This window comes from Sulfurospirillum multivorans DSM 12446 (genome assembly GCF_000568815.1).
GTDB lineage: Bacteria > Campylobacterota > Campylobacteria > Campylobacterales > Sulfurospirillaceae > Sulfurospirillum > Sulfurospirillum multivorans.
Genome location: NZ_CP007201.1, coordinates 3,124,921 through 3,141,653, shown reverse-complemented (window position 1 = coordinate 3,141,653; position 16,733 = coordinate 3,124,921). Strand labels below are relative to the sequence as shown.

The 16,733-nt window shown below is 43.1% G+C and carries 11 protein-coding genes, 2 tRNA genes and 3 rRNA genes; 13 read left to right on the top strand and 3 right to left on the bottom strand.

The window, feature by feature from the left end; genetic code table 11:
- The first annotated feature begins 3 nt into the window (after nucleotides 1–3).
- Both SMUL_RS16285 and SMUL_RS16280 read left to right on the top strand, forming a co-directional pair.
- Nucleotides 4–984, top strand: a complete 981-nt coding sequence (locus SMUL_RS16285; RefSeq protein ID WP_226980671.1) for a rhodanese-like domain-containing protein — start codon at nucleotides 4–6, stop codon at nucleotides 982–984.
- Between the two features lie 272 nt (nucleotides 985–1,256).
- Complete coding sequence (locus SMUL_RS16280; protein ID WP_025346306.1) at nucleotides 1,257–2,246, top strand: rhodanese-like domain-containing protein; 990 nt, start codon at nucleotides 1,257–1,259, stop codon at nucleotides 2,244–2,246.
- A 75-nt stretch (nucleotides 2,247–2,321) separates the two neighbouring features.
- On the opposite strand, the gene SMUL_RS16275 is transcribed toward SMUL_RS16280, so the two are convergent.
- Complete coding sequence (locus tag SMUL_RS16275) at nucleotides 2,322–3,029, bottom strand: Bax inhibitor-1/YccA family protein (protein WP_025346305.1); 708 nt, start codon at nucleotides 3,027–3,029, stop codon at nucleotides 2,322–2,324.
- A gap of 400 nt (nucleotides 3,030–3,429) precedes the next feature.
- On the opposite strand from SMUL_RS16275, the gene SMUL_RS16270 reads away from it, so the two are divergent.
- The 8 genes from SMUL_RS16270 (at nucleotide 3,430) to SMUL_RS16235 (ending at nucleotide 11,406) form a co-directional block, all read left to right on the top strand.
- Nucleotides 3,430–4,938: ribosomal RNA gene (locus tag SMUL_RS16270) — 16S ribosomal RNA — on the top strand.
- 88 nt (nucleotides 4,939–5,026) lie between these two features.
- A tRNA-Ile gene (locus SMUL_RS16265) sits at nucleotides 5,027–5,103 on the top strand.
- 1 nt (nucleotide 5,104) lies between these two features.
- A tRNA-Ala gene (locus tag SMUL_RS16260) sits at nucleotides 5,105–5,180 on the top strand.
- A 319-nt stretch (nucleotides 5,181–5,499) separates the two neighbouring features.
- Nucleotides 5,500–8,412 (top strand): 23S ribosomal RNA (locus SMUL_RS16255).
- Nucleotides 8,413–8,547: 135 nt separating this feature from the next.
- A 5S ribosomal RNA gene (gene rrf, locus SMUL_RS16250) occupies nucleotides 8,548–8,663 on the top strand.
- Together the 16S, 23S and 5S rRNA genes with 2 tRNA genes alongside form the textbook arrangement of a ribosomal RNA operon.
- A 298-nt stretch (nucleotides 8,664–8,961) precedes the next feature.
- Entirely contained in the window at nucleotides 8,962–9,300 is a 339-nt protein-coding gene (locus SMUL_RS16245) for a hypothetical protein (protein ID WP_025346304.1), read from the top strand.
- Between the two features lie 245 nt (nucleotides 9,301–9,545).
- Nucleotides 9,546–9,884 (top strand): hypothetical protein, encoded by a 339-nt coding sequence (locus SMUL_RS16240; RefSeq protein ID WP_025346303.1) that lies wholly within the window; start codon nucleotides 9,546–9,548, stop codon nucleotides 9,882–9,884.
- 40 nt (nucleotides 9,885–9,924) lie between these two features.
- A complete protein-coding gene (locus tag SMUL_RS16235; protein WP_025346302.1) occupies nucleotides 9,925–11,406 on the top strand; it encodes a DUF3373 family protein in 1,482 nt (493 codons plus the stop codon).
- Nucleotides 11,407–11,427: 21 nt separating this feature from the next.
- On the opposite strand, the gene SMUL_RS16230 is transcribed toward SMUL_RS16235, so the two are convergent.
- Both SMUL_RS16230 and SMUL_RS16225 read right to left on the bottom strand, forming a co-directional pair.
- Entirely contained in the window at nucleotides 11,428–12,234 is an 807-nt protein-coding gene (locus SMUL_RS16230; RefSeq protein WP_051492716.1) for an Mrp/NBP35 family ATP-binding protein, read from the bottom strand.
- On the bottom strand, nucleotides 12,227–12,592 hold the full coding sequence (locus tag SMUL_RS16225; RefSeq protein ID WP_038533615.1) for a hypothetical protein: 366 nt from the start codon (nucleotides 12,590–12,592) through the stop codon (nucleotides 12,227–12,229). The genes SMUL_RS16230 and SMUL_RS16225 overlap by 8 nt, the downstream gene beginning before the upstream one ends.
- Before the next feature lie 224 nt (nucleotides 12,593–12,816).
- Here SMUL_RS16225 and SMUL_RS16220 point away from each other — a divergent pair, with 224 nt between their 5' ends.
- From SMUL_RS16220 to SMUL_RS16215, 3 genes are all read left to right on the top strand, one after another.
- Nucleotides 12,817–13,845, top strand: a complete 1,029-nt coding sequence (locus tag SMUL_RS16220; RefSeq protein ID WP_025346301.1) for a sulfurtransferase — start codon at nucleotides 12,817–12,819, stop codon at nucleotides 13,843–13,845.
- A gap of 59 nt (nucleotides 13,846–13,904) precedes the next feature.
- Nucleotides 13,905–14,126, top strand: coding sequence for a hypothetical protein (locus tag SMUL_RS17555; RefSeq protein WP_223809736.1), 222 nt, complete (start codon nucleotides 13,905–13,907; stop codon nucleotides 14,124–14,126).
- An 83-nt stretch (nucleotides 14,127–14,209) separates the two neighbouring features.
- The gene (locus tag SMUL_RS16215) at nucleotides 14,210–16,732 is read left to right on the top strand and encodes a molybdopterin-dependent oxidoreductase (protein WP_223809735.1); all 2,523 of its coding nucleotides are present in this window, start codon (nucleotides 14,210–14,212) and stop codon (nucleotides 16,730–16,732) included.
- Nucleotide 16,733: the final 1 nt, after the last annotated feature.

Sequence of the window (16,733 nt, the reverse complement as noted above, 5' to 3'; positions counted from 1 at the left end):
AGAATGAGACTAAGAGTAATAGCGAGTAGCCTGATCGTAGCAGGATTGCTACTAGGAGGATGTACGAATCAACCCGAGACAACAGGCGCAACACCGAGTGCAAAAGTGTTGAATGAACCCACGTTACATGTAAAAGGTTTGATGGAGAAATTTAAACTTGAAAATGTAGATTACGCTTACGTAAAAACAGCGATTGGTAATGGAACCAGAAGTGGCGCTAAAGCCCTCTTGATTGACGCACGTCCTAACCCAAAATACTTAGGAGGAACGATTCCTTCCAGTTTGAATATTCCTGATACCCAAATTGATAAATACATAGGACAACTGGATAAAGTCGCAAAAGATAAAGAGATTATCGTCTTCTGTGGTGGATGGGATTGTGAAAAAAGTCCAATCGTTGCAGGTCACCTAAAAAGTAAAGGCTTTACCAACGTAAAACTTTACCAAGCAGGTGAACCAGAATGGGCCAGTAAAAATTACCTTGAAGTAGGAACACCCGTCGTTGAGAGTGCCTTTAAGAAAAATAGTGCCCTCTTGATTGATGCAAGACCTTACGCTAAAACAATGGCAGAGAGTATCCCAGGAGCTCTTTACATGAATGATGAAGAGATGCCAGCCCTAATGGGACGTTTTCCTACCGATAAAAAAACACCGATCATTACCTTCTGTGCAGGCTATGAATGCCATAAATCCCATGTGGTTGCGAATAAACTCCTAGAGCTTGGATACACAAAAGTGAGTGTCTACGCAGGTGGACTCCCCGCATGGAAAGAAGCAAAACTGCAAACTACCGCAGGCGCTAAAAAAGTAGAAGTCGCTACAGCTCCTAAAAAAGATACCTTCGTAGAAGGAATTAAACTAGGAGAAGATGAAGGAACGGTAGACGGTGAATGGTATAAAGCACTGATCATCAGTGATAAGATACCCGCAAATGTGGCTGTTATCGATGTACGAAGTGCAGCAGATATGCGAATGGACATATAAACGGGGCTATCAATATTGAAGCAGGGAAACTAAAAGCAACAGAATTGGCAGCAAATACCCAAAGGTAAAATGGTGATATCATTGTGCGACAGGAGGAGAGCTATGGAAGCCTTCTTGAACTCAAAGATGCAAAGTTGATGTGAGTAGATCTCTACTTTGATGCGAATATCAATGTGATACGAGCAGTAATGTGAGATAGTCATGACATTAGTAATAGCTACTACGTAAAAACAGCGATTGGTAATGGAACCAGAAGTGGCGCTAAAGCCCTCTTGATTGACGCACGTCCTAACCCAAAATACTTAGGAGGAACGATTCCTTCCAGTTTGAATATTCCTGATACCCAAATTGATAAATACATAGGACAACTGGATAAAGTCGCAAAAGATAAAGAGATTATCGTCTTCTGTGGTGGATGGGATTGTGAAAAAAGTCCAATCGTTGCAGGTCACCTAAAAAGTAAAGGCTTTACCAACGTAAAACTTTACCAAGCAGGTGAACCAGAATGGGCCAGTAAAAATTACCTTGAAGTAGGAACACCCGTCGTTGAGAGTGCCTTTAAGAAAAATAGTGCCCTCTTGATTGATGCAAGACCTTACGCTAAAACAATGGCAGAGAGTATCCCAGGAGCTCTTTACATGAATGATGAAGAGATGCCAGCCCTAATGGGACGTTTTCCTACCGATAAAAAAACACCGATCATTACCTTCTGTGCAGGCTATGAATGCCATAAATCCCATGTGGTTGCGAATAAACTCCTAGAGCTTGGATACACAAAAGTGAGTGTCTACGCAGGTGGACTCCCCGCATGGAAAGAAGCAAAACTGCAAACTACCGCAGGCGCTAAAAAAGTAGAAGTCGCTACAGCTCCTAAAAAAGATACCTTCGTAGAAGGAATTAAACTAGGAGAAGATGAAGGAACGGTAGACGGTGAATGGTATAAAGCACTGATCATCAGTGATAAGATACCCGCAAATGTGGCTGTTATCGATGTACGAAGTGCAGCAGAATATGCGAATGGACATATAAACGGGGCTATCAATATTGAAGCAGGGAAACTAAAAGCAACAGAATTGGCAGCAAAATTACCCAAAGGTAAAATGGTGATTATCAATTGTGCGACAGGAGGAAGAGCTATGGAAGCCTTCTTGAAACTCAAAGATGCCAAAGTTGATGTGAGTAAGATCTTCTACTTTGATGCGAATATCAAATGTGATACGAGCAGTAAATGTGAGATTAAGGTCAATGAACCTTTAGGTTAATAGCTTTACATGTAAACGTAAAAAGGGGCGGAGGATTCAATCCTCTCGCCCCTTTTTTTATAGCTAATCTAGAACTTATTCGTCGCGTGAGCCAAAAATTCCAAGAATTTGAAGCAATGAGATAAAGAGATTTAAAAAGTCTAAATACAGAGCAATAGCACCTTCAATCGGTGTTTCATAAGCGCCTCTGATAATGTTTTGTGTATCGTAAAGAATAAACGCACTAAACAAAATAGAGCTAACACTTGCAATGGCTAATTGTAAGATTGGGCTATGGAAAAAGATATTAATGACGCCTGCAACCACAACCACAATCAATGTGATGAACAACATTTTACCCATTGCTGAAAAATCTCTTTTGGTATTCATCGCAAACACAGAAAGTCCACCAAACGCAACCGTTGTCAAAATGAAAGCATTTGCCACAATACTTGCGCCGCCTTTCATTCCAAGAATGCTCGAAAGAAGCGGTGTGAGTGTTAAACCTGTTAAAAACGTGAAACCAAAAAGAAGTACCATATTCAGGCCAGCTTTCTTTTTAGCCGCAAAAAGTCCAAACAAGAAGACAAACTCTAAAATAACAAGACCCCAATACCAAGAAGCAATGGCACTTGCCATTCCAATTCCGACATAAGCACCTGCACTCGCAGCAAGCAATGAAGCTGCAAAGAGCTGATAGGTTTGTTTAATAAAAAGTCCTAATGAACTTTCATTAAGCCTCGTATGCTCATGGGTACTCTCATGGGTACCTTGTTGTATGTAATTTCGGTCATACAGTCCCATATTAATTCTCCTTTTACTGTTTACTAAACATGTTAAATCAAAACGCATTCTATCTAATTCAAAAGATGGAATGCAATTTTTGAGTTCTCTATTATATGGAAACAGAGTAAACAAAAAATTAATCGTATTAAGAGGAAGAAAAAAACTACTTAACCATGCATTCGTTTTAACCTTATTTTAAGGTGTATGGATATATAATTTCGTCCTCGTTTGAGAGAACGGGGTTAAAGAGAAGCACCCAAAGTAGGGGATTTGCTTCAAGTTCATTACCATTTTAACAATGTCAAATTCAATCTTTGAAATCTAAATAAGCGACCTTAGTCAGTGACGCGAAAAAAGAGATTATCAACTCTTTAATAAAAAAGAGATACTTTAAGTCAAATGAAGACACTTCATAAATTTTATGGAGAGTTTGATCCTGGCTCAGAGTGAACGCTGGCGGCGTGCTTAACACATGCAAGTCGAACGGATAAAATAAGCTTGCTTATTTTGTTAGTGGCGCACGGGTGAGTAATATATAGCTAACCTGCCCTTTAGTGGGGGACAACAGTTGGAAACGACTGCTAATACCCCATACTCCTTCTTGTCTTAAGATAAGTTGGGAAAGATTTATCGCTAAAGGATGGGGCTTTATTGTATCAGCTAGTTGGTGGGGTAATGGCCTACCAAGGCTATGACGCATACCTGGTCTGAGAGGATGATCAGGCACACTGGAACTGAGACACGGTCCAGACTCCTACGGGAGGCAGCAGTGGGGAATATTGCACAATGGAGGAAACTCTGATGCAGCAACGCCGCGTGGAGGATGACGCATTTCGGTGTGTAAACTCCTTTTATAGGGGAAGATAATGACGGTACCCTATGAATAAGCACCGGCTAACTCCGTGCCAGCAGCCGCGGTAATACGGAGGGTGCAAGCGTTACTCGGAATCACTGGGCGTAAAGGATGCGTAGGCTGGAAATCAAGTCGAGAGTGAAATCCAACGGCTCAACCGTTGAACTGCTCTCGAAACTGGTTACCTAGAATATGGGAGAGGTAGATGGAATTAGTGGTGTAGGGGTAAAATCCGTAGATATCACTAGGAATACCGATTGCGAAGGCGATCTACTGGAACATTATTGACGCTGAGGCATGAAAGCGTGGGGAGCAAACAGGATTAGATACCCTGGTAGTCCACGCCCTAAACGATGCACACTAGTTGTTGCGATGCTAGTCATTGCAGTAATGCACTTAACAGATTAAGTGTGCCGCCTGGGGAGTACGGTCGCAAGATTAAAACTCAAAGGAATAGACGGGGACCCGCACAAGCGGTGGAGCATGTGGTTTAATTCGAAGATACACGAAGAACCTTACCTGGCCTTGATATCCTAAGAATCCTGTAGAGATACGGGAGTGCTAGTTTACTAGAACTTAGAGACAGGTGCTGCACGGCTGTCGTCAGCTCGTGTCGTGAGATGTTGGGTTAAGTCCCGCAACGAGCGCAACCCTCGTGATTAGTTGCTAACAGTTCGGCTGAGCACTCTAATCAGACTGCCTTCGTAAGGAGGAGGAAGGTGAGGACGACGTCAAGTCATCATGGCCCTTATGGCCAGGGCTACACACGTGCTACAATGGCTAGGACAAAGAGACGCGATACTGCGAAGTGGAGCAAATCTTAAAACCTAGTCTCAGTTCGGATTGAAGTCTGCAACTCGACTTCATGAAGCTGGAATCGCTAGTAATCGTAGATCAGATATGCTACGGTGAATACGTTCCCGGGTCTTGTACTCACCGCCCGTCACACCATGGGAGTTGAATTCACCCGAAGCCGGAATACTAAACTAGTTACCGACCACGGTGGGTTCAGCGACTGGGGTGAAGTCGTAACAAGGTAACCGTAGGAGAACCTGCGGTTGGATCACCTCCTTTCTAGAGTATAGGGGCACTATCTCACAATGGTGCTCCGGCGAGCATAGCTAGGGAAGCTTATTTAGTTTTGAGAGATTGAATGAAAAAGGGGCTTATAGCTCAGGTGGTTAGAGCGTACCCCTGATAAGGGTAAGGTCAGAGGTTCGAGTCCTCTTAAGCCCACCATGGGGAATTAGCTCAGCTGGGAGAGCGCCTGCTTTGCACGCAGGAGGTCAGCGGTTCGATCCCGCTATTCTCCACCATTTTTTAGAGAAATGGTGAAAAATTGCCAAGAGACATTGTTAGTGAGAATGAAGACACAATGTCTAATATAAGAACAATTTAGGTTGTTTTTATATTAGACTTTTTAGTCTAAGTTTATGTTCTACAATTTAGAATACGACGCTTTGTGTTGTGCTGTAGGTTTGGTTCTTTAAGATAGCTTTGCTATCTGGTGAAAGAACATAAAGATGTTATTTAATTTATTATTGTCAAAGTCAACAAAACGCAAAAAAAACAATTTACAACTTGTTAGATGTTTTACATTTAATAAGGGAGTGAAATGTGCATTAGAATACAAATAGGTAAGCTATTAAGAGCGAATGGTGGATGCCTAGGCTGTAAGAGGCGATGAAGGACGTACTAGACTGCGATAAGTTACGGGGAGCTGTCAAGAAGCTTTGATCCGTAAATTTCCGAATGGGGCAACCCAGCTGACAGTAATGTCAGTTACCCTGCGGGGAGCGAACCTGGTGAAGTGAAACATCTCAGTAGCCAGAGGAAGAGAAATCAAATAGAGATTCCGATAGTAGCGGCGAGCGAACTTGGAAGAGGGCAAACCTGTTGCTTGCAACAGGGGTTGTAGGACTGCGTTGTAGAATGATGATAGGTAGTAGAGTAACCTGGAAAGGTTAACCATAGCGGGTGATAGTCCCATATACGAAATCTAGATTCATCTTAGCAGTATCCTGAGTAGGGCGGAACACGTGGTATTCTGTCTGAAGCCGGGAGGACCACCTCCCAACCCTAAATACTACTTACAGACCGATAGTGAACCAGTACCGTGAGGGAAAGGTGAAAAGAACCCCAGTGAGGGGAGTGAAATAGAACCTGAAACCATTTGCTTACAATCATTCAGAGCCCTATGATTTATCAGGGTGATGGACTGCCTTTTGCATAATGAGCCTGCGAGTTGTGGTATCTGGCGAGGTTAAGAAAACTCGGAGCCGTAGCGAAAGCGAGTCTTAATAGGGCGAATTAGTCAGATGCTGCAGACCCGAAGCGAAGTGATCTATCCATGAGCAGGTTGAAGCTGGTGTAAGAGCTAGTGGAGGACCGAACTCGTTGACGTTGAAAAGTCCTGGGATGACTTGTGGATAGGGGTGAAAGGCCAATCAAACTTCGTGATAGCTGGTTCTCTCCGAAATATATTTAGGTATAGCGTCATGTTGTAATTATGGGGGGTAGAGCACTGATTGGGCTAGGGCCTATACCAAGGTACCAAACCCTGTCAAACTCCGAATACCCATAGTGTAATCATGGCAGTCAGGCGGCGGGTGATAAAATGCGTCGTCAAGAGGGGAACAACCCAGACTACCAGCTAAGGTCCCAAAGTGATAACTCAGTGGAAAACGATGTGGAGTTGCTCAAACAACCAGGAGGTTGGCTTAGAAGCAGCCATCCTTTAAAGAAAGCGTAACAGCTCACTGGTCTAGCGATTCTGCGCGGAAAATATAACGGGGCTAAAGTTATCCACCGAAGCTGTAGATTCTATTTTTAATAGAGTGGTAGGAGAGCGTTCTAGTCAGCATTGAAGGTGTACCGGTAAGGAGCGCTGGAGCGGCTAGAAGTGAGTATGCAGGCATGAGTAGCGATAAAACGGGTGAGAATCCCGTTCGCCGAAAACCCAAGGTTTCCTACGCGATGTTCGTCATCGTAGGGTTAGTCGGGACCTAAGTCGAGTCCGAAAGGGGTAGACGATGGAAAGTTGGTTAATATTCCAACACCAATTATAGAGCGCGATGGAAGGACGCTTAGGGCTAAACGAGGCAACTGATGGAATAGTTGTTCGAAGGGTGTAGATTAGATTACAGGCAAATCCGTAATCTTTTATTCGAGACCTGACAGGCACTTGATGCTCTTCGGAGTGGATGGTGAATCGTTGATGCCGTCGAGCCAAGAAAAGTTTCTAAGTATATCTGTAATTGCTCGTACCGTAAACCGACACAGGTGGGTGAGATGAGTATTCTAAGGCGCGTGGAAGAATTCTGGTTAAGGAACTCTGCAAAATAGCACCGTATCTTCGGTATAAGGTGTGCCTCCTTCTGTATAGAGACTTGCTCTCGAAAGCGGAAAAGGTTGCAACAAAGAGTCCCTCCCGACTGTTTACCAAAAACACAGCACTCTGCTAACTCGTAAGAGGATGTATAGGGTGTGACGCCTGCCCGGTGCTGGAAGGTTAATTGATGGTGTTAGCGCAAGCGAAGCTCTTGATCGAAGCCCCAGTAAACGGCGGCCGTAACTATAACGGTCCTAAGGTAGCGAAATTCCTTGTCGATTAAATATCGACCTGCATGAATGGCGTAACGAGATGGGAGCTGTCTCGACCAGAAATCCAGTGAAATTGTAGTGGAGGTGAAAATTCCTCCTACCCGCGGCAAGACGGAAAGACCCCGTGGACCTTTACTATAGCTTGACACTGCTGTTGGGATAAAGATGTGCAGGATAGGTGGGAGGCTTTGAGAGTATGACGCCAGTTGTACTTGAGCCATTGTTGAGATACCACTCTTCTTTATTCTGATAGCTAACTGGGACATATTATCTATGTTCAGGACAATGTCTGGTGGGTAGTTTGACTGGGGCGGTCGCCTCCTAAAAAGTAACGGAGGCTTACAAAGGTTGGCTCAGAACGGTTGGAAATCGTTCGTAGAGTATAATGGCACAAGCCAGCTTGACTGTGAGACATACACGTCGAGCAGAGACGAAAGTCGGTCATAGTGATCCGGTGGTTCTGTGTGGAAGGGCCATCGCTCAAAGGATAAAAGGTACCCCGGGGATAACAGGCTGATCTCCCCCAAGAGCTCACATCGACGGGGAGGTTTGGCACCTCGATGTCGGCTCATCGCATCCTGGGGCTGGAGCAGGTCCCAAGGGTATGGCTGTTCGCCATTTAAAGCGGTACGCGAGCTGGGTTCAGAACGTCGTGAGACAGTTCGGTCCCTATCTGCCGTGGGCGTAGGAAAGTTGAGGAGAGTTAACCCTAGTACGAGAGGACCGGGTTGAACGAACCACTGGTGTACGGGTTGTTCTGCCAAGAGCATCGCCCGGTAGCTATGTTCGGATGTGATAACCGCTGAAAGCATCTAAGCGGGAAGCCAACTCCAAGATTAACTTTCCCTGAAGACCTCATGAAGACTACATGTTTGATAGGCTGGGTGTGTAATGGGTGAGAGCCCTTTAGCTGACCAGTACTAATAGGTCGTTTGGCTTACATATTATTACGTATGATAATGCTATTTCACTTCCTTATTAAGTGTAAAGCGCTTTGTTGACTAGACAATACTAAACTCACCAAAAGAATGGTGAATTAAGCCTATTTCGCTAAAATGCTAAATAGATTTAATTCACGATTCTGGTGGCTATAGAGAAGAGGAAACGCCCTGTCCCATTTCGAACCAGGAAGCTAAGCTCTTCATCGCCGATAATACTCTCCCTTACTGGGATGGAAACGTAGGTCGCTGCCAGTTCTCGTGATTTTATCCCTCCTTTTATTTACAATGATAACAATCACATTTACTTAACATATAACACAACGTCTATCTAGTTTCATCGCCTTCCCTTTTATTCTTATCTGTTAATATACCCTTCACTTTTTAATAATCTTCTATCCTACATCCGCGCTTACACCATATTTTTTCATTGTTATTAGACGTATCATTTAGCCTTATTATAATTATTATTAATATTATAAGTTTGATTTTTTCAATTACATTTTAGTCTCTTTGCGTTACTATATTTACCTAAACTTAACTAAAAGGATCAAGAATGAAAAAATTGATTGGTTTACTCGTCTCAGCCTTCTTTATTGTAGGGCTTTTGAGTACAAATGCACTTGCGGATGCCGCTAAAGGGCAAAAATACTACTTGAAGTACATGAAGAATGACTCAGGTATGAATGGGGCTAAATTTGCTGCGCAACACACGCAAGGGGAGTGGAAAGCTCTCTTTGATGGAAAGGGTGAAAAGTTTATTGCAGAGTATTCTGCAAAGTTTCCTACACTTGATGCGTTTCTAAAAGGCGAAAAATTCCAAAAATTTATGCCAGATATTAGAGATTTTTGTATTGAGTTTGCAAGTGATAGTGGTAATGTTCCTTCGTGTTAATTTTCTTCTAAAGTGACTCCACGCTTTTCAGATCAGATTTAAATGATCTGAAAAGCATTTATAAAAGTTAAATAAAATTTACTACAAAATGCCTTACCTTTCAGCTTTAAGCCTGTATAGTTCAGAAAAGTAAAAAAAGTAAACATAATATTTACTTATTTGTCTTCATAATCGTCTTTTTAAATTAAAATTTATTTTACTTTTGTTATGATGACTCCATATCTAAAATTTGAAAAGGAGAAATGATGAAAAAAGTCTTCGGTTTACTTGTTTCAGCTTTCTTGGTATTGGGCATGATGAGCACTTCTGCTTTTGCAGATGCGGCAAAAGGACAAAAGTACTATCTTAAATATATGAAAGATGGTTCAGGTATGAATGGAGCAAAATTTGCAACACAACATACGCAAGCAGAGTGGAAAGCACTTTTTGATGGAAAAGGCGAGAAATTTATTGCTGAATACTCCAAAAAGTTTCCGGGATTAGATGCGTTTCTAAAAGGCGAAAAATTCCAAAAATTTATGCCAGATATTAGAGATTTCTGTATCGAGTTTGCGAGCGATAGCGGCAACGTTCCGTCTTGCTAGTTGTGTTAAATAATTCTTACTTAGAAAAGGTAAAAAAAAGATGAAAAAACTCATCGCACCGCTACTCATCGGAGCAGCACTCTCTTCAGCGTTTGGCGCTGATGATTCACTAAAGCAGGAGATTGAAGCACTCAAAGTGCAAATGGCCGAGCTCAAAAATGCTCAATCAAAAATCAATATTGATGCCCTAAAAGCTCAAGTATCTGAGATCAAAGCGCATGATGCTGGGGATAACATCAAGTGGACAGTTGATTTTAGAACAGCCTATGATGTTGTTGATTATAAACTGCATAATGCGCCAGACCAAGATAATGGAATTTGGACTAATAAGTTAATTCTCGGTATGGCCTCTCAACCTGCAGATAATTTAGTCTTTAGAGGATCTTTAGGAGCTTATAAAGCATTTGGTCAAACCAATATGTCATCAAATGGAACAATGTTCCAAAGTTTTGATTGGTATGGAACGCAGAAGCCAAGTGATAGTACCATCAAATTAAGAGAAGCTTATTTTATCTATACAGGCGATATGGGTGATATTCCTTATGCAGCTTCTTTTGGTCGTCGTCCATCGGTTGATGGATTTTTGGCAAATCTAAGAAATGATAATGAAAGCCCAGCTTCACCTACTAGCCATAATATCAATATGGAGTTTGATGGTGCAAGCTTTAAATTTGATATGGATAAAGTTACCGGTATTTCAGGAATGTACTTAAAACTCTGCTTAGGTAGAGGTTTTTCTGAAACAACAGGTTCTTATTCTATGAGTAGTAGTGGTGGTTTTAACGCAAGTTATAGTGAAGATGGCGAGACTCCAGATATGGATCTTGCAGGAGTGATTTGGCAAATTTATGATAACGGTCAATATAAAGTCATGGCAAATTACTTCCAAGCTTGGAATATGATGGACATGAATATTTATGATATGCAAGCGATACCATTGGCGTCAGGTGGTACTCAATATAATCCTTTATTTAATTTCGCAGATGTTGGCGATTTAACCGGGGGTTCATTAGCGCTTCAAGTTAATGGTATCGGTGATGGTATTAGTGACTTCTTGGATGATAGTATCTTTTTCCTTTCCTACGCTTATAGCAAAACAGATCCAAATGACAATGTAATAGGCTCATCGGCAGGTCCAGCTACTGGTATGTTAGGACGTAGCGATAGCGAAACAGGTTCATCCATTTACACAGGTGTACAAGTTCCAGGTATTATGAAAGGTCAAAGACTTGGCGTTGAGTATAACCATGGTAGCAAATACTGGAGAAGCTTTACCTATGGTGAAGATACTTTAGTTGGTTCCAAACTTGCAGCACGTGGTGATGCGTATGAGCTTTACTATATCTTACCCATTGTTGGTAAAAACTTGACAGCGCAGTTGAGTTATATCTACATTGATTATGACTATACAGGTAGCGATACATTCTTTGGATGGACCGGTACACCACAAGATGTTGACACGACAACAGGTGCGGTTAAAACAGCTCAAAATGTTCGTGCTTCTTTACGATACAGATACTAATCTAACGCTTTAGAAGAGAGGTCACATGGCCTCTCTCACTTTTTTTACAATACTTCCATAGATCTCTTTTGTTGCTGCTTCACCCAACGCCATGGGAATTTTACCTTGGTCGCTTAGGTTTAAAATATCGCTTGTAAGCGGGATTTGTCCTAAAAGAGGGATTTGATAGGTATTGCACAGTTTAACTGCTCCGCCACTTCCAAAAATATCGTAACGTTTCCCCGTATCTGGGGCGATAAAATAGCTCATATTTTCCACAACTCCAAGAATTGGGACGTGAATGTCTTGAAACATCACGATGGCGCGACTGACATCATCGGTTGCGAGCATTTGAGGCGTTGTGACAAGTACTGCGCCGCTGAGTGGAAGTTCTTGTGCCATGGTGAGTTGCACATCGCCCGTTCCTGGAGGCATATCGATCACCAAAACATCCAACTCTCCCCACGCAACATCTTCTAAAAACTGTATTAAGGCACTTACTGCCACGGAGCTTCGCCAAACGAGCGGGGTATCGCTTTTGGGCGTTGTAAGCCCCACACTCATCACCTTAATGCCAAAATTTTCACTGGGGATCATTTGATTGTCAGCATTCCATCGTAGTTTTTCAGTTTCAACGCCTAAAAGCCGTGGAATGCTAGGCCCGTAAATATCGGCATCCAACACTCCTACATGTAAACCACTTTGCGCGAGCCCAACGGCGAGATTGGCGGCAAGGGTGCTTTTGCCCACACCCCCTTTGCCACTGCTGATGGCGATCACTTTTTTGGCAGACGGCGCTCGGTTATTGGGCGTTTGGGTAGAGCCATAGGGGCGTTTGATCTTATTCATGTTTTTCCTTTACATGTAAAGCAAATTCTCGGTTTAAAAGATGCTTGGTTTTTTCTATTTTTTGAAGCCACGGCTGCATCAAACGTGCTGTTTTGGGATAGTGCGCGATGTTCTCATGCAGCGTTTGTGCTTTATGGTCTAAAAGGTCGTTCATCAAAGAGAGAAATACTGGTTCTTGGTGGGTCTCTTTTACATGTAAAAGCAATGTTTGCAAGAGGGAAGAGCGTTTTTTAAAGGGAAGTTCCATGCCCAGCGCCGAACCCAGCGTAATGAGATTTTGAGTATGAATGTAACATCCACACTGCCAGAGTGAAAGGAGATGTTTGGGTGTGTAGAAGGGCTCTTGAGGGTATTGCATCGGTTTCCTTTAGTTAAGTTACAATTATGTAACAAATTAATCATACTTCTTTTATTTTACATCACGTTAAGTAAAGGCAGACTAAAATCGAGTAAATAACTAGGATATAAAGTAACACTTCAGCTGTTTATGGGCTTTTAAAGCATCTGATGGTGAAAAATTGTGTGTTAGTCCGTTATTTGCGCCTTTCTTTATGTGTAAAAACGCTACAAAAAGGAGTTTATATGGGATGGTTACGAGGTATTCTCTTGGGTTCACTTATCGTATCAACGCTGTCTGCTACATCAAGTGACATCTTGATTTCAGCGGAAGATGCGATGAAGTTGATCGGGCAAGAGAAAGTGGTGTTTGTCATGGGCGATGACGAAGACATTTATGCTACGGGGCACATCAAAGGCTCAGTCGAGATGTATGCGCATCATTTGCATCATTCAAGCACTACGGGCCAAATGGAGTGCGCACCACTTTTTATGTGCAAAGAGGAGGCGGAGCATTACATCGGAAGCAAAGGGATCGCAAACGACACATTGGTGATTGCCTATGATGACTTTAAAGGGCCTAATGCTACGGGTGTGTATGCGTACTTTAAAAGCTACGGGCATGAGAAGGTGAAAATCCTCAATGGTGGACGAGCAGCAATGATGGCGGCTGATCCTGAGCAGAAAATCTATGATGCGCTTAAAGCGCAGATCAAAGCGGCAAAAGAGGATAAAACTCTAGTCGAAACGCTCACATTACAGCTCAAAGAGCAAGAAAAAAAACTCATCGTGCAAAAAGGTGTTGAAGTTAAAGGGGTGCCAAAACAGTACAGCATTGATCTTTCCAAAGTCAATTACACCTACATTGCAGGTAAAGAGGAGCTGCTTAAAGCTGTAGAAGATTTGGTGCAAAAGGGGCAGAAATCTTCGTATGCGATCATTGATGCACGAGGTTTTGAAGAGATAATGGGTGAGCGAAAAATGGACAATGTCGCTCGTGGTGGCCATATACCAGGTGCTACGTTTATTGAGTGGAAAAATGTCACCGATATGGATAAAAAACTCTCCTTCAAAGAGTTAGAAAAAATGCAAGCACTTTTTGCTCAAAATGGCATCACCAAAGACAAAACAATCTACGCTTACTGTCATGTGGGTGCAGGAAGAAGCTCACACATCATTACGGCGCTTGAACTTTTAGGCTATCCTAATGTGAAAGTGTATACGGGCAGTTGGGATGAATGGGCGAATGATATGAACCTACCGATACGAAGATAGAGGAGAAGAATATACTAAAGCGAAGAGACTTTTTAAAAATCTCCAGTGCCACTGCGGCGATGATCGCAGGGGAAGGGTATGCGTTTGCCAAGACGGGTGTAAGTAAAATCGAAAATGCAAAAGAGAACTACCCAAATACCAGCTATAGCGAAGAGATGTACCGCAATGAGTTTGGCTTTACGTACGGTAAAAAAGAGGAGCATGGCTTTGCGTACCACTGTGTCACTGTGTCAACTGCCAAGGCAACTGTTCGTGGGAAATTTGGTCGAATAACGGCGTAGTCACCCGTGAAAATCAATCTTCACGTTATCCATTCATCAATGCAAAAGTGCCAGACTTTAACCCAAGAGGCTGTAATAAGGGTGTGCAGCACTCCCAGATTATGTATGAAAAAGACCGATTGCTCTACCCGATGAAACGTATGGGCAAGCGGGGCGAGGGAAAATGGAAGCGCATCAGTTGGGATGAAGCCTCTAGTGAAGTCGCACAAAAGATTTGGGATGTTATGACAGACCCTAAAAAAGGCCCTGAGAAGTTAATGGTACATGCAGGAACGGGTCTTTTAACCGAAGGCAGACGCGGTGGACCATTAAGACTTTCAACACAGTTGGGTGCTGTAAGAATTTATCCAGCGTCTTACCTTGGCGATATGTTCAGTGGTGCGGCGATTGCCTATGGCGAGGGAAACCTCGGGTGTACGTATGACTTTATGTACACGGTTAACACCGCAGTTTTTTGGGGTGGTAATCCTTCGGTCTCACGTATTCCTGATGCGCACTTTGTGTGGGAAGGTAAATACAATGGCGCGAAGATCATCGTCATTACCCCTGAGTTTAATGCCAGTGCCAGAGCCGCGGATCTTTGGATACCGATTAAAGCAGGGAGCGACAATATCCTTGCTATGAGTGTTATCTATGAGATTTTAAATGCAAAGATGTATAAACCCGCTTTTGCAAAAACCTATACCGATCTTCCTTTTTTAGTAAGAGTTGACAACAAGAAACTATTGCGACGCTCAGAGGTAGAAAAAGCAAAAGACGAGAAAGAACATCACAGTTTTGATGAGCAATTTTACGCATGGAATGCCAAAACCAATGCGCCAGCCATCATGCCTGGAAGTGAAGGAAGTGAGCATAAAACCCTGCGCCTAAGCGACTTTGGTATCGAGCCACTGTTAGAGGGTGAATTTGAAGTCACACTCCTAAATGGTGAAAAAGTGAAAGTGACCACTGTTTTTGAGATGTTAAAGCGAAGCACTGTACGCTTCAGCCCTGAAGCTACTCAAAAAGAGACGGGTGTGCATCCAGACACGGTACGTCAACTAGCCCGTGACATAGCACTTCCAAAAGTTGTTGAGATTACCACAGGTTTTAGTTTGAACAAATACTTTAATGGAATGATGTCTATATGGAACATCGCTTCTATCTGCGGTTTAACAGGACGCATGGGACCGTATGGCGGTTTGAATACGGAAAACGAGTTCCAACTCAGCGGTCTGGAAGCACTCAGCGGTTTTAGTGGCAAATACACTGCACGCTTTGGCTCAGGTTTTGTGGGTGAGTTTATTTTGGGCGATGGTATGAAGACGTTTGAGAAGTATTTTAGTGATGCCGATGTCAGACGTGCGCAAAATGGTATGAGTAAAGAGGAGTATATGAAGGTTGTTTCATTGCTTCTTGAAAAAGGCAAAGACGGCAAAGAAAAAGGGGTCAAGCCACACTGGACGCCTGAAATTGCGCTTATCGTTGCCGATGCGAAGTTTAGGCGTAACAAAGGCAGTGACTACAAAGAAGCCTTCTTGAAAAAGACCAAATATTTTGCGTATGTTGATACACGTATGAGTGAAGCGGCTGTCTATGCCGACATCTTACTGCCAGCCAAAAGCCACTACGAGGTGTGGGATATACGCTCAAGCCCTGGGTATCATCGCTTTACCAACCTAGCACAACCGGCTAAAAACCTCAAACCTGTGGGGGAAGCGATGGATGAGTGGAGTATGTTCTCGCTCATTACCAAAAAGCTTGAAGCGATTGCCAATAAGCCTGAGAACAAAGAGAAAGCCAAAGTCAAAGATGACAAACGCTATGCCAAAGAGGGTTTTCATGACCTAAGCATCGTGCATCAAGAGTTTACGAACAGCGATGAAGAGAGTCGCTCTGAGATGGAGCCACTCTTAGGCACTGACAAGCAAGCGGTGGAAGCAGCATTGGCGAACTGTGTGCAGTATGAGCCGTGGACGATTGAGAAGATGTACAAAACGGGTGGTTTTTTACAGCTTAACGAAAAAGCGGCGAAAAGTTCACCACTCTATGCCGATCGTCCGTTTAACTCTAACGAAGATCATCTCTTTAAATTTCAACGCCTAGAGACACTCAGCGGTCGTCAAACCTTTTACGTGGATCATGATATGTACATTAAGATGGGAGCACAAACCAACACCGGTATGCAAGGCATTCGTCCCGATACTAAAGCCCATCCGTTTGCCATGTTAACACCGCATGCAAGATGGAGTATTCACTCCAATTACAAAACAAGCCGTACCCTGCTTCGTTTACAAAGAGGTGTTCCTGCGATTCAAGTGAATCGTGAAGTGGCTAAAATGAAGGGGATTAAAGACGGCGATTCGATTCGCATTTTTAACGCTATTGGCGAGTTTTATGCGATGGCAAAATTGAGCTCTTCGTGTCCACCCGATGGTATTGTTTTAGAAGATGGATGGGAACCGTATATGTACAAAAATAAACGAGGACATAATGAAGTCGTACCAACAGCGCTCAATCTTTTGGAGATGGCGGATGGCTGGGGGCACTTGAAGTTTGGGGGACTTTGGGATGGAAATCAATACGCCTACGATGGCGCGGTCAATTTTGAAAAGGCAAGGGGGTAGG